Genomic DNA, 11,773 nt, shown 5'->3' with positions numbered 1-11,773 from the left:
AAAATTGCGATGTCGAATGCGAACGGCACCAGGATCATTCACCGGCGGACGCCGGAATCGGCGGCCATGCTGGCAAACGTCAAGCGAGCGATGGCGATCACCGCTGCGCTCAACCGTCTGACCTTCAACGATGCGGACGAAATTCGGGCACTGTTCAGCCAGCTGATAGGCAAGAAGGTGGACGAAAGCTTTTTGCTGATCCCGCCGTTCTACACGGCCGGTGGCGACGAAATCCGCGTCGGGCATAATGTCTTCGTCAATCAGAACTGCACCTTTTATGACCTTGGCGGCCTCGACATCGCCAACGATGTGTTGATCGGGCCAAACGTCAACATCATCACGGCGGGCCATCCCCTCGAACCATCGCAGCGCCGCTCGATCACGATCGGAAAGCCGATCGTGATCGAACGAAACGTCTGGATCGCAGCCGGTGCGACCGTCATCGGCGGGGTGACGGTGGGTGAGAACTCGGTTGTGGCTGCGGGTTCGGTCGTTACCAGGAACGTTGCTCCGAACAGTCTTGTCGGCGGAAATCCGGCGCGGGTTATTCGTTCGATCGGCGAGAGCTAAGGAACATCTGCCAACGGCCATGGCATGGCGACTCAAATTGAGACAGCATCAGCGCGCCATGTTGTTAGCATGAACTTCTTCATCGTTGCAGTGCAGTAGAGGTTTTTGACCTTTTCCAGGTTCAACCCTTGCGGTGCACGCGCATCGGCATCATTGTTTGGCCAAGTTGCGGGTACTGATAGGAACTTCAAATTCACCGCACTAGCTGCCCGCCCGCTCTCACACAGGTCGAACTGTTTCGCAATGTACAATCTCTATTCCATGCAGCGCTCGGGCAACAGCTACAAGGTTCGCCTTGCGCTTGCTCTGCTCAACGCCCCCTATCGCGCAATCGAGATCGACATTCTGCGCGGCGAGAGCCGCACGCCGGACTTTCTCGCGAAGAATCCGAGCGGACAGGTTCCTTTACTGGAGGTTGCTGACGGCCGTTATCTCGCCGAGTCCAATGCGATCCTCTGGTATGTCGCCCGCGGCACATCGCTTGCACCGGAGTCGCCGGTCGAGCGCGCAGAGGCGCTGCAATGGATGTTCTTCGAACAGCATGCGCTGGAGCCGAACATCGGCGCGGCGTATTTCTGGCTTGCGCTGGTCAGAGGCGGTCGCGACCTGCAAACGCATGCGCTGGAAGACTGGATGGAGCGCGGCTATGCCGCACTTCAGGTCATGGAAAATCACCTCAAGACCCACGACTATTTCGCCGCAGGCCAGTTCACGATCGCCGACATCGCACTCTACGGATACACCCATGTCGCCGAGAAGTGCGACTACGACCTCTCGACCTTTCCGGCGATCCGCGACTGGCTGAAGCGGGTCGAGCAAGTCCACGGATTCGTGACGATGGACTGGCTGCCTGTCGGTAGAATGCTGGAGCCGGACCACCAGGCGGCCGCCGAGGCGTAAGGTCCACAAAAGCTGGGACGAATTGCGGGGATCATGGGCATAACGGCCCGTTTCGCCGCATTTCTGCCGCTTTGACGACCGCCCCGCCGCAATCTTGCCGGTGAAAATTGTCACAAAATCCCACCGCGCGGAGTGATTCGCCCGTTCGTACAGGGATTTATTCGTCCATGATCCGGTTTTTGAGCCCGGCCGGCTTTAGTGGCTCGGCAATGGCCATCGCATCGACGCGGCCGAGGGACGCGGTGGCGACTTCGCTGGCCATCGCTTCGCGGTCGCTTTGCCTGATGGTCACCCTCGCAGTGCTTTCGAGCAAGCTCGACGCGGCAATACCCATTTCGGTTTAGCCCCATTTTTCGAGCCATTTGCTTCGGCGGCCTACGCGACGATTGGAATCGCGATCGGACAAGGATGTGATGAAGTCTCCGACGGCATTGGTCACGGCAGCGCTGGTGGCGGCTACCCTGGTGGCGGCATCGTTGCTGATTGCCGAAGGTACGCGCGGCGACGATGCGCTCGCGTCCCGATTCCGGAATTCGTACAATTCTGCCGAGCCTGGCTTACAAGATCTGGCTTGCGGACAGGCGGGATCAGGCAAGTCCTGCCCCCGGACGGGAGAGCCGGCTTCCGGCCGATCGATACCATTCGAGGCAAAATAGCCGAATGGTTGTTCTGATAGTTGTCCTGGGCGCGTCAACGCCTCCTTAAGGTTAGGACGCGAAACGTCGCTGACAACGCACAGCTTTCCATCAAACTGCCCGTCTCATTCTCGTGAGCAAACGAGACTAGTACCGCCGATCTGAAGTCCCTGCACCACAAGCGGCGAAATTCGATCAGGGACTTCAGATCGATAAAGCGGTACTAGAATCAATAAGTTTGCTAGGGCCCATGACTTTCCGAAGTTCGTGAAGGTGGGCGCTGCGATGGAGCACGAACTTCGGAAAGTGGGCACTAGTGCGGCGAATTTGAAGTTCCTATCAGTTTCGAGGTGAGTTCGTTATAGGAACTTCAAATTCAAAGCCGCTACTCAAAACAGTAAGTTGCTAGAGCTCCTTTGATTCCGAAGTTCGCATCGGCGGGGCCGCAATAGCTTGCGAACTTCGGAGTCGGAGTTCTAGTCATGCAGTTCGACTGGCGTGCTGTTTCCGGACCGGCCCTCACCGCAGCAACGGCATTGATCGCACTTGCTCTCGACCGGCTGCTGTTCGCCGTCCCCAATCCCGCGCCGCTGTTCGTCTGCATCGTGGCGCTTGCCGGCTCGCTCTCCGGCCTTCGCTCGAGCCTGGTCAGCGCTATACTCGCCCTCGTTTCCGGCGCGCTGATCCTGCTGGTCCGCGGCGCGCGTCTGGGCCATTCCTTCGGCTATTCGACCGCGGACATTACCCGCTTGACGATGCTCGCGGTCGCCGTGGTCGGTACGGCGGTCCTGACCGGGCTGTTGCGGAAAAAACTGATCGACACGCTTTCCTGGGAGCGCCGTCACCACGCGACCGCCGAGCGGCTTTCAGCGGCGCTCGACCAGGTCGACATCGGCATCGTGCTGCTCGATTCCGACACCCGCGCCGAATTCATCAACCGCGCCTTTCGCGACTATTTCGCGCTGTCGGACGAGAAGGCCGACAGCAAGCCGCCCTTCATCGCGCTGATGTATCACGGCCGCGACACCGGCGCCTACGAAATGCCCGAAGAGGAATTGACTGCCTTCATCGCGGAGCGCACCGAAAAGATGCGAACCGGCGATTCAACGCCGATCAACATCAATCTCCGGGACGGACAGGTGCTTCGCTTCAGCTGCACGGCCTTGCCCGATGGCGGACGGATGCTGAGCTATACTCCCGTGACCGAACTCGTCCGTCGTACCGACGATCCCGCCTACGCGGAATATTACCGCTTGATGCGCAAGAACCGGTTGCGCAATCCCGCCGGGGATCTGCACGCGGCCGAATAGCGGTGACGAAATAAAATCGGATTGATCGATCCCGCCGCGCCGCTTAAACCGGCTGATCCAATCCCTTTCGCCGGTCACGCACCTATGCCCGATGAACTCCTCGTCCGCTCCGCCGCACGTTCCGATTACGAACAATGGCTGCCGCTGTGGGATGGCTATAACGCCTTCTACGGCCGCTCTGGTTCGACTGCGCTTTCGCTTGATATCACCAGAATGACGTGGGCGCGTTTCTTCGACGCCTATGAGCCGGTGCATGCGCTCATCGCCGAGAGCGGCGGCCGGCTTGTGGGGCTTGCGCATTATCTGTTTCACCGCTCGACCACCGCGATCGAACCTGTCTGTTACTTGCAGGATCTCTTCACCGATGCATCCGCGCGCGGACGAGGGGTCGGCGGCGCGCTCATCAGCGAAGTCTACGAGCGGGCGCGGCTGGCCGGGACACCCCGCGTATACTGGCAAACGCACCAGACCAATCACACCGCGCAAGCGCTTTACGACAAGCTCGCCGAGCGCTCCGGCTTCATCGTCTATCGCAAGGTATTTTGACGGGCAGGCTCCTGCTTGCGGGCAATTCATCGCCGGCCGGGCAACCGCCGGCTTGAAGATCGGCTGTGGATAAATCTCCGTGTCACGACCGCGCTACAATGCGGGGCTAGTACCGCCGATCTGAAGCCCCTGCACCACAAGCGGCGAGAGGGACCTGCTCCCTTCCGCTCAGGAATACAAACTTGGCTTGCTGCCCTTCTTCCCGCTCGCCAGCGGTCTTCTGACCGGCAAATACAAACGCGGCCAGGCTGCGCCCGACGATACACGCCTCGGCAAGGTGCAGCGGCTGCGGGATATTTATGTCACGCCGCGCAACGAGGAGATCGTCGAGGAGCTGCGCGCTTTTGCCGATGGGCGCGGCCACACCATGCTCGAACTTGCCTTCTCCTGGCTCGCGGCGCGGCCGCAGGTGGCCAGCGTGATCGCCGGCGCCACCCGCGTCGAACAGGTCGAGCAGAACGCCAAAGCGACCACCTGGCGCCTCAGCGCGGAAGACATGGCGGAGAACGACCGGATTACGAAGTAACCGCAGTCATTTCCGGGATGGTGCGAAGCACCAGAATCCCGGGATCGATGCTACGCGCGCCCCGGAATGACTTCGTCAACCCACCAGCCCCTGCATCGGTTTCACGGCCGCGCTGTCGGGGAAGACGTTCGTCGCCAGCAGGGCTTCGCCGATGCCGAGATGATCGCGCAGGACGCCCTTGAGCGCCGCGCGCAGGTCGGTCGTCGGCGCGAGGTCGCGGCCCTCATAGAGATTGGCGACTTTCAATCCCGGCCAGTCCGCTATCACGCGACCGCCCTTCACCGCGCCGCCTGCAAGCAGCGCGACGGTGCCGGTGCCATGGTCGGTGCCCTCGGTGCCGTTGATGCGCGCGGTGCGGCCGAATTCCGTGGCGACCACCACCACGGTGTCGCGCCAACGCTCGCCAAGTCCGCTCTGGAAGTCGCCGAGCGCGCCGTCGAGGCCCGACAGCAGTTGCGCCAGGCGCCCGACCGGCCCGCCTTCATTGGCGTGAGTATCCCAGCCGTCGAAGGCGAGCGCGGCAATGCGCGGGCCGTCGTCGGCCGCCATCACCTTGGCGGCGCCGCGCGCCACCAGCCGCATCGCGGCGACGTTGTTGCCGCCGGGCTTGGCCTTCATGTCCTCGCCAAGCGCGGCCTTCTCCAGTTGCAGACCCTGGCTCAGCGCAGACGCCAGCGCCGGATCGCGGTGCTGATAGAGATCGAGCAGGCGCACGGCGGTATCATCGGCGGCCGGCGGCAAGGTCGCCGGCGCCCAGCCGACGGTCGGCGCCGCACCGCGCAGCACTAGCGGCGTGGTCGCCCCGATCGCAAGGCCGTTCGCGACATGCTCGCCCTTGGGCAACCCCTCGAGCGCACGATTGAGCCAGCCGGACTGCACGCGGCCGGGGCCGGCAAAGCCGCTCTCGAGCACATCCTGGCCGTCGAAATGCGAGCGGTCGCGATAGGGCGTCGACACCGCATGGATCACCGCGGCCTGTTTGTCACGGTACATCCGCGCGAATTCCGGCATCGACGGATGCAGCACGAAGAACGAGTCCAGCATGGTTGCCGCATGCGGGCCATCGGATGTGAGCGCGATCGAGCCGTGCAGCGCGGCGTAATCGGGATCGCCGACCGGCGCCACCGTGGCAAGACCATCGAGCGCGCCGCGCAAAATGACGACGATCAGGCGCGGGTCGCGCCCGTCGGCGGCGCGGGCGAATTTCGGCAAGTAAGCCCAGGCGGCAAACGAGGCGCCGCCGAGAAGAAAGGCGCGGCGTGAGGTGACCAGCCGCCGGTTTTCGCAGCAATCCACATTTGTTTCCATTGCTGTCATCTCCTCTGGAATTCCGGCGACATCAACAAAAGCGCTAGCGCCTGCTGCCGCGATTCCGCGCGCTCGATGGTGTGACGCGTGTCCTGCGACGATGCACCGGCGGCCACGAGTTGGAGCAGATCGCGCGGATCGACATTGTCGCCGACACGCGAGGCGACTTCCGCCGCGATGTCGAGCCGCAGCTTCATGCCTTCCGGCGCGGCCCAGGCTGCATTGGTGTCGGGGAATCCATTCGGCCCTGACGGCGCCCATAACGGCTGGCCGAGCATGTTGAGACCGCCGAGATAGCGGCCGGGCTCGTCCGGAATGTGATCCAGCAGGCGCCCTGTCGCGATCAGATATTCATAAGGGCTGCGCATCTTGGTCAACGGCACCTGCCAGGCGTCGTCGGAATCGACCAGCGTGGTGGCGAGCGCCAGCAGATCGCCGTCGGTCTTGCGAAACACGTCATGCAGCCGCGCCGTCAACGCCGGCGGCGGATCGTCGGCGACGAAGTGGCGGGCGAATTTGGCGGCGATGAATTTCGCGGTCGCCGGGTGGTGCGCGATGTCGGCGAGCGCCGCCTCGCCTTGCGCGAGGCCGCTGTCTGGATAGGTCTTGCCGAGCAGGGTTTGAGGCCCCGGCTCATGCGCGTGGGCGTTGAACAGGAAGGTGCCGGGCGGACCGAGCTTTCCTTGCCGGCCGACAAAGGTCCAGCCCGTGATGATGCGCGCCAAAGACGTCACGTCGGCCTGGGTGTAGCCGCTGCCGACGCCGAGCGTGTGCAATTCCATGATTTCGCGCGCGAGATTTTCGTTCAGGCCGCGCTTGCGGTTTTGCCCGGCGCGCGAGTCCGGCCCGAGCGATTGCTGGTTGTCGAGGAAGAACAGCATCGCCGGGTGCTGCTCCACCGCCATCAACATCTCATGGAAACGCCCGAACACGTGCGGGCGGATCGCTTCGCGCTCGAACGATCCTGCCCACATCCGTCCCAGCTGGCCCTTCGCCGCAGAGACACAGAAGTGATTGGACCAGAACGTCACGAGACGCTCGCCGAACCCGCAATCGGCCTGTAGCGCCCGCTGCACCCTCGCCAGCGCCTCGGCGCGAAAAGTCCTCTGGATGACATTGAGCGGCTTCGGCGCCTTGGGTTTGGCGCCTTCGTTCTCTCGCATCAACGCGTCGGCATTGCCTTTCGGCTGCATGTCCATCGACGCCATCTTGCTCGACATATCGGCGGAGGCCATCTTCGCGGCGGCCGGCTTCGCGTCAGCAGATGGCGCCGCCTCGGCAATCGCTGTCGCAGTCGTCGCATTGGCCTTCGCGGCATGGGGGGCCTGCTTCACCTCGGCCTGATAGGCAAACACCATCTCGGCCAGCGCGGGGGTCGGCTGCAATCCCGGCATTTCCAACCGCGGGGCGGCGGGACGCTGAAGGTCGGCCTTGACGAAGCCACGCGGATCGGAGGCCGCGTTGACGAAGTCGCCCGCGGCGCCGCCGCGCGCACCAAAACCAAAACGGTTCAGCGCCGTCAAGGCGGCTTGCGGATCGCGGGTCATCTTGCGTTTTCCCTGAGTGACTTTCCTTCAGTCGGGCAGCGCGTATATTACGCGCCGCAAGCGATGAACCGGACATGAAAAACGCGGCGAAGTTTCGTTCTCATTCATGACAAATCGTTTAGAAATGGATTCTTCCCGCTGCGTCGCTTGTTCCCGGTGCGGCGCGGAATTTTCCTGCTCGCAATCGAAGACGTGCTGGTGCGCGGAAGAAACCGCACGGCTGCCGATGCCGCGCGAAGGTGAAGATTGCCTGTGCCGGGAATGCCTGCGGAAGGCAGCATCGGAGACCGCGGGCAGGGCGCAGACCTGATTACGGATAAATCCCATCAAATGCGCAGAGCCGAGTTCCGCTGCCGCGGTTCGGCGGCTAAACTTTCGTACCTAGGCCCGCCTTGCGTGTTGACGAACCCGCTGAACGCCATTAGCAGCGCGCTAAACTAGATTGGGGGAACCAGTAATGTCCGACCGTCCCAGGCTGATCTTGCTGTTGGTCTTTGGCGTGTTATCCGCCCTTTTGATCTCGTCGCAGTTGGCGAGCGCACAAAAACCCGCTGCGGCAGATCCACAAAAACCTGCTCGGGGCGACACCACGTGGGCGGCACTCGACGTCACTGCGGCGCTCAACAACGCCATCAATGAAAGCAAGGAGAGCGACGCCCTCCGCGAAAAGGTGGTGCGCCGAATTTCCGAATGCTCGCTGATGTATGGCGGCCTTTCGACCCAAACATCCAATCCTGAATCCAAGAAAGGCTACGTTCAGGCCCAGGAAGGGACCATGGAAGTCGAAGCGACCATTGCCAAGCCGTTGCAAACGCAAAAGCGACTGGAACTCGAAGAGGCCGCGCGGCGATCGGTGGCATATATGTTGCGTGGAATGAAAGCGCAGGGCGAAAAGGAAGTCGGTCCCCTCCTGAAGAGCTGCAAGGCACTGAATGATTTGAATGAGATGAAGACTGCCTTGCAGGAACTTGCACGCCAGTAACGCCGGACGTCGGCCTGTCTCGCATCATGGGGCGTAAAGCCGGCCGGAGCATGGTGTCGGCGCTTGGGCGAGTTGACCGCAGTTCGCGAAGGGCCACTGTGATCGAAGCAAACAGGTATTCCCATGGAAGTGCGTCCCCAACTCGCGGAACTCATTCTCGATCAGACGGCGGATGCGACGATCTACGCCGACCGTTCCGGCAACATCGCGCGCTGGAATTCCGCCGCCACCGTCCTGTTCGGCTTTTCGTCGGACGAGGCGCTCGGTCAAAACCTCGACCTGATTATTCCCGAGCATCTGCGCGCCGCCCACTGGCGCGGCTTCAACGCCGCGATGGCCAGCGGCACCATGAAGCTTCAGGGCCGACCCACGCTAACCCGCGCCTTGCACAAGAGCGGTCGCAAGCTCTACGTCGAAATGACATTCGCGATCGTCAAAGGCGGCGCGGCCAGCGAAACGCTTGGCTCGGTCGCCGTGGCGCGAGACGTCACCGAGCGCGTCGAACGAGAGCGTGCCGCCACCCGCGGCGCGTAAGACGCCCCAGATAAAGTCCATCGCTGCTGTTGAGTTCAGGCGCGGCTCAGTGATACCGGTCACGCGCCTTGTCCTGCGGCGCGCCCGATTGCGGATTGGCCGCCGCTTTCAGCTCCTCCGGCGTTACGCGGCAGTCGCCGTTCCGGTCGAAGCGCAGGATGAACACGCTCGGCTTGTCGACGAACTCCTTGCGCGAGATCTTGCCATCCTGGTTTTCGTCGAAGTAGCCGAAATCGGCCTCGGCGAGAGAAGGATCGGCTTTCTTGACCGTATCGAATTCCGGCCGGGTGAGAAAACCCTTGCGCCCCTTGTCGGCCGACACGAACAGCCTGTCCATGAAACTCTTCCACTCCTCGCAGGTATAGGTGCCGTCGTGATTGGCATCCCATGACGGAGAGCTGTTCAGCATGGGATCGGTGCGGGACTGCGCGAGCGCCGGCGACGCATCGAGTAAACTGCCGGCCACAAGCGCAGCCCACATGACGCCGATGCGAAGCACAGAGATTCCGTCACGCACGTTCTTGGTCTCCTGTCGTAGTACCCCTAGACGGAGGGAATCGCGGACGACGAAGAACGCGTTCAGCCTGCCGCGGAATCCATTTTGGATCATCGCTACTCGCTTGTCAGCGGCGCAAAGTTACGTGTCCGCGTTTTGCTATAAAAAAGCTATTTCACGACGGCCGACGTCTGCCCGAACAGAAGCTTGCGCTCTTCGTCGGTGCGGATCGCGGGCTGACCGAAATTCGGATTGACCTCCTTGGCGAGCGCGTAAGCGCGCAGCGTGGCGGGGCGTTCGCGGATGGTCTCAAGCCAACGCTTGAGATGCGGGAACTGGTCAATATCCTGACCCTGATTCTTGTAGCCCGCGACCCAAGGGTAGCTGGCCATGTCGGCGATCGAATATTGGCCTGCGATAAATTCGCGGTCCTTGAGACGCTTGTTGAGCACGCCATAAAGCCGGTTGGTCTCGTTTACATAGCGCTCGATGGCGTACGGGATCTTATCCTGCGCATAGTTGCGGAAATGATGGTTCTGTCCGGCCATCGGGCCGAGACCACCCATCTGCCAGAATGTCCACTGAATGACGTCATAACGGCCATAGAGGTCCGTCGGGATGAACTGACCGGTCTTCTCGGCAAGATAGAGCAGCATCGCACCGGACTCGAAGATCGAGACCGGCTTGCCGCCGCCCTTCGGCTCGTGATCGACCATCGCGGGAATTCGGTTGTTCGGCGCGATCGCCAGAAACTCCGGCTTGAACTGATCGCCCTTGCCGATGTTGACCGGGAAGATCTTGTACTTCAGCCTGGTCTCTTCGAGAAACATCGTGATCTTGTGGCCGTTCGGCGTCGTCCAATAGTGGAGATCGATCATGGGGGCGTTCCTTGTCGCTTCCGGCGTTGCACCGGAAAATGAATGCGGATGCATGAATTTCGCCAGACCCGGGTGACGAGTCAATGCCGGCGTCGCCCGCTGCCATGAAAGTGATGGCTGCAATGTCCCTCGCGCGGAGGGAACTCCACCGCTGGATCATCCACACTGCCACGACGTCTGCCCGGCGTGGGAAGAAGGAAAATTGCTGCGCGTCGTCGAATAAGCGTTCGCGCCACGCCCAGACGCTTCGCACACGCTTACCGCGCGGGCGTGACCGCGATGGTTCGCGCCTCGGTCTGGGTCAGGTTCTGCTCCATGCCGCGAAAGACGGTGGTCGATTTCTCGGCGAGCCTGCGCGTCATGCCATTCTCGACTTCGAATTCGCCGCGCTTGTCGAACGAAAACACCATCGATTTCACCAGCAAATCGATCCGCTCCGGCGTCACGCTGTCGCCGGAAGCGGCCAGCAGGCTCTTCGCAAAGGACTTCATGAAGTCGCTCATCGCGACGGGGTCGATCGAGGTGGCATCGACGAAGGTGAGCCGGCCTGCAGGCTCGGCTTTGGAGAGTTCTAACCGCTCGTTCGACATCAGCGCATCGCCGCCAAGCGGATTTTGTGCCGGCTTCGAGGTCCACCTGTATTCACCTGGTTTCATTCCCGCATTTTGCGCGAGGGCGAGCGAGCCCAGCGCATCGACGTAAGCGGATGCCGCATGGTCGGCATTTACCTCGGTCAATCCCGACACCAACTGGTCGAACAGCGCACGCGCCGCCGGCCGCTCCGCAAACTGCGGCGCCAGATTTTCCGCCGAGCGCCGCATCGCCGCCCTCGCCTCGTCGAGATTGTCGACACGCAAGGGCTTTCCGGCCGGATCGGTGCTGAGGTGGATCACGACATCCTGCAGTACACCGGCAAAGGCGCGGCGAAGCGGCACGCTGCGCGCGGTACCCTCGACCGTGGCGCTGATTTGGACCCAGGAAAGGCGAAAGCCGTCCGGCGTTTTTGCCTCGACGGTCAGCTCAGCGCGCGTTTTGGCCAACGAAGTCGTCGAGCCCTCCGGCCTGATCTCCTCGCTGCGGGCCTCGGTATCGACGATCCAGCGGCTCCCCGGCGGCGGATTGTAAATTACGTCGCCCGGCTCGTCCGCATGGGCCCAAGTCGAACTTAACGTCGGACTTAACGCCGGACTTAACGCCACAGCCAGGATGGCAGCGAGCGCCCTTGCACGCGCAACAGCCCGTATGTCCGTGATCATGCCCCCAAAAATCATTCTCAACCCAAATCGCCCGCTGATTCCCTGGTTGTCGCGCCGCTTATATAGGGTGCTACGAAGGTTGCGTCGAACTTCTCCCGAAACTGTGAACCACCTCACATTCGCTTCCGCCGGGTCGTGGTTTTCTGATGTCAGTAGCGCGTGATCTGTCGCCTGTTTGTAGCTCGTGAAGTGTCGTGTTTTTAGTGCCCTGGAACAAAGGGGGCACGATGGGCACGGCATCCATTCACGAGGGTGTACGACGGATGCGGTTTTCAAGTTTGCTGG

14 protein-coding genes and 1 pseudogene are annotated in these 11,773 nt (G+C 61.9%); 8 read left to right on the top strand and 7 right to left on the bottom strand.

What is annotated here, in order from left to right; genetic code table 11:
• The first annotated feature begins 9 nt into the window (after positions 1–9).
• Positions 10–570, top strand: a complete 561-nt coding sequence (locus tag M6D32_RS07180) for a sugar O-acetyltransferase (protein WP_298254793.1) — start codon at positions 10–12, stop codon at positions 568–570.
• A gap of 32 nt (positions 571–602) precedes the next feature.
• Here the strand turns inward: M6D32_RS07180 and M6D32_RS07175 are convergent, their stop codons facing one another.
• On the bottom strand, positions 603–821 hold the full coding sequence (locus M6D32_RS07175; protein WP_298254791.1) for a hypothetical protein: 219 nt from the start codon (positions 819–821) through the stop codon (positions 603–605).
• Here M6D32_RS07175 and M6D32_RS07170 point away from each other — a divergent pair.
• Complete coding sequence (locus M6D32_RS07170; RefSeq protein WP_298254789.1) at positions 814–1,470, top strand: glutathione S-transferase family protein; 657 nt, start codon at positions 814–816, stop codon at positions 1,468–1,470. The two genes, M6D32_RS07175 and M6D32_RS07170, sit on opposite strands and share 8 nt — an antisense overlap.
• A 157-nt stretch (positions 1,471–1,627) precedes the next feature.
• Here M6D32_RS07170 and M6D32_RS07165 read toward each other — a convergent pair whose 3' ends face one another.
• Positions 1,628–1,804, bottom strand: a complete 177-nt coding sequence (locus M6D32_RS07165; RefSeq protein ID WP_298254787.1) for a hypothetical protein — start codon at positions 1,802–1,804, stop codon at positions 1,628–1,630.
• A gap of 783 nt (positions 1,805–2,587) precedes the next feature.
• On the opposite strand from M6D32_RS07165, the gene M6D32_RS07160 reads away from it, so the two are divergent.
• The 3 genes and pseudogenes from M6D32_RS07160 to M6D32_RS07150 all read left to right on the top strand — a co-directional run.
• Positions 2,588–3,415: a PAS-domain containing protein gene (locus tag M6D32_RS07160; RefSeq protein ID WP_298254785.1), complete on the top strand. Its 828-nt coding sequence runs from the start codon at positions 2,588–2,590 to the stop codon at positions 3,413–3,415.
• Between the two features lie 84 nt (positions 3,416–3,499).
• Positions 3,500–3,961: a GNAT family N-acetyltransferase gene (locus tag M6D32_RS07155; RefSeq protein WP_298254783.1), complete on the top strand. Its 462-nt coding sequence runs from the start codon at positions 3,500–3,502 to the stop codon at positions 3,959–3,961.
• 145 nt (positions 3,962–4,106) lie between these two features.
• Positions 4,107–4,487 (top strand): annotated as a pseudogene (locus M6D32_RS07150) (aldo/keto reductase); the annotation flags it as partial.
• Positions 4,488–4,562: 75 nt separating this feature from the next.
• Here M6D32_RS07150 and M6D32_RS07145 read toward each other — a convergent pair.
• Both M6D32_RS07145 and M6D32_RS07140 read right to left on the bottom strand, forming a co-directional pair.
• Positions 4,563–5,795 carry a DUF1501 domain-containing protein gene (locus M6D32_RS07145; RefSeq protein WP_298254781.1) on the bottom strand — a complete coding sequence of 411 codons (1,233 nt, stop codon included), beginning with the start codon at positions 5,793–5,795 and terminating at the stop codon, positions 4,563–4,565.
• Positions 5,796–5,800: 5 nt separating this feature from the next.
• Positions 5,801–7,342: a DUF1800 family protein gene (locus M6D32_RS07140; protein ID WP_298254779.1), complete on the bottom strand. Its 1,542-nt coding sequence runs from the start codon at positions 7,340–7,342 to the stop codon at positions 5,801–5,803.
• Positions 7,343–7,448: 106 nt separating this feature from the next.
• Between M6D32_RS07140 and M6D32_RS07135 the strand changes: the two genes are divergently transcribed.
• The 3 genes from M6D32_RS07135 to M6D32_RS07125 all read left to right on the top strand — a co-directional run bounded on the left by M6D32_RS07135 (position 7,449) and on the right by M6D32_RS07125 (position 8,858).
• On the top strand, positions 7,449–7,652 hold the full coding sequence (locus M6D32_RS07135) for a hypothetical protein (protein ID WP_298254777.1): 204 nt from the start codon (positions 7,449–7,451) through the stop codon (positions 7,650–7,652).
• A 147-nt stretch (positions 7,653–7,799) separates the two neighbouring features.
• On the top strand, positions 7,800–8,324 hold the full coding sequence (locus tag M6D32_RS07130; protein WP_298254775.1) for a hypothetical protein: 525 nt from the start codon (positions 7,800–7,802) through the stop codon (positions 8,322–8,324).
• Between the two features lie 123 nt (positions 8,325–8,447).
• A complete protein-coding gene (locus M6D32_RS07125; RefSeq protein ID WP_298254773.1) occupies positions 8,448–8,858 on the top strand; it encodes a PAS domain S-box protein in 411 nt (136 codons plus the stop codon).
• 46 nt (positions 8,859–8,904) lie between these two features.
• Here the strand turns inward: M6D32_RS07125 and M6D32_RS07120 are convergent, their stop codons facing one another.
• The 3 genes from M6D32_RS07120 to M6D32_RS07110 form a co-directional block, all read right to left on the bottom strand.
• Positions 8,905–9,375: a hypothetical protein gene (locus tag M6D32_RS07120; protein ID WP_298254771.1), complete on the bottom strand. Its 471-nt coding sequence runs from the start codon at positions 9,373–9,375 to the stop codon at positions 8,905–8,907.
• Between the two features lie 149 nt (positions 9,376–9,524).
• Positions 9,525–10,232: a glutathione binding-like protein gene (locus tag M6D32_RS07115; protein WP_298254768.1), complete on the bottom strand. Its 708-nt coding sequence runs from the start codon at positions 10,230–10,232 to the stop codon at positions 9,525–9,527.
• Positions 10,233–10,489: 257 nt separating this feature from the next.
• A complete protein-coding gene (locus M6D32_RS07110) occupies positions 10,490–11,488 on the bottom strand; it encodes a hypothetical protein (RefSeq protein WP_298254766.1) in 999 nt (332 codons plus the stop codon).
• Between the last annotated feature and the right edge of the window lie 285 nt (positions 11,489–11,773).

The organism is Bradyrhizobium sp. (assembly GCF_027307225.1).
Classification (GTDB): Bacteria; Pseudomonadota; Alphaproteobacteria; order Rhizobiales; family Xanthobacteraceae; genus Bradyrhizobium.
Note: the sequence above shows the minus strand (reverse complement) of the source record. Positions and strands in the feature narration are given on the sequence as shown.

Bases quoted from the DNA above. Each gene is read 5' to 3' on its own strand.
- M6D32_RS07115 (WP_298254768.1), bottom strand. From the start codon at position 10,232: ATGATCGATCTCCACTATTGGACGACGCCGAACGGCCACAAGATCACG.
- M6D32_RS07125 (WP_298254773.1), top strand. From the start codon at position 8,448: ATGGAAGTGCGTCCCCAACTCGCGGAACTCATTCTCGATCAGACGGCG.
- M6D32_RS07155 (WP_298254783.1), top strand. From the start codon at position 3,500: ATGCCCGATGAACTCCTCGTCCGCTCCGCCGCACGTTCCGATTACGAA.
- M6D32_RS07165 (WP_298254787.1), bottom strand. From the start codon at position 1,804: ATGGGTATTGCCGCGTCGAGCTTGCTCGAAAGCACTGCGAGGGTGACC.
- M6D32_RS07110 (WP_298254766.1), bottom strand. From the start codon at position 11,488: ATGATCACGGACATACGGGCTGTTGCGCGTGCAAGGGCGCTCGCTGCC.
- M6D32_RS07145 (WP_298254781.1), bottom strand. From the start codon at position 5,795: ATGGAAACAAATGTGGATTGCTGCGAAAACCGGCGGCTGGTCACCTCA.
- M6D32_RS07140 (WP_298254779.1), bottom strand. From the start codon at position 7,342: ATGACCCGCGATCCGCAAGCCGCCTTGACGGCGCTGAACCGTTTTGGT.
- M6D32_RS07160 (WP_298254785.1), top strand. From the start codon at position 2,588: ATGCAGTTCGACTGGCGTGCTGTTTCCGGACCGGCCCTCACCGCAGCA.
- M6D32_RS07170 (WP_298254789.1), top strand. From the start codon at position 814: ATGTACAATCTCTATTCCATGCAGCGCTCGGGCAACAGCTACAAGGTT.
- M6D32_RS07135 (WP_298254777.1), top strand. From the start codon at position 7,449: ATGACAAATCGTTTAGAAATGGATTCTTCCCGCTGCGTCGCTTGTTCC.
- M6D32_RS07180 (WP_298254793.1), top strand. From the start codon at position 10: ATGTCGAATGCGAACGGCACCAGGATCATTCACCGGCGGACGCCGGAA.
- M6D32_RS07130 (WP_298254775.1), top strand. From the start codon at position 7,800: ATGTCCGACCGTCCCAGGCTGATCTTGCTGTTGGTCTTTGGCGTGTTA.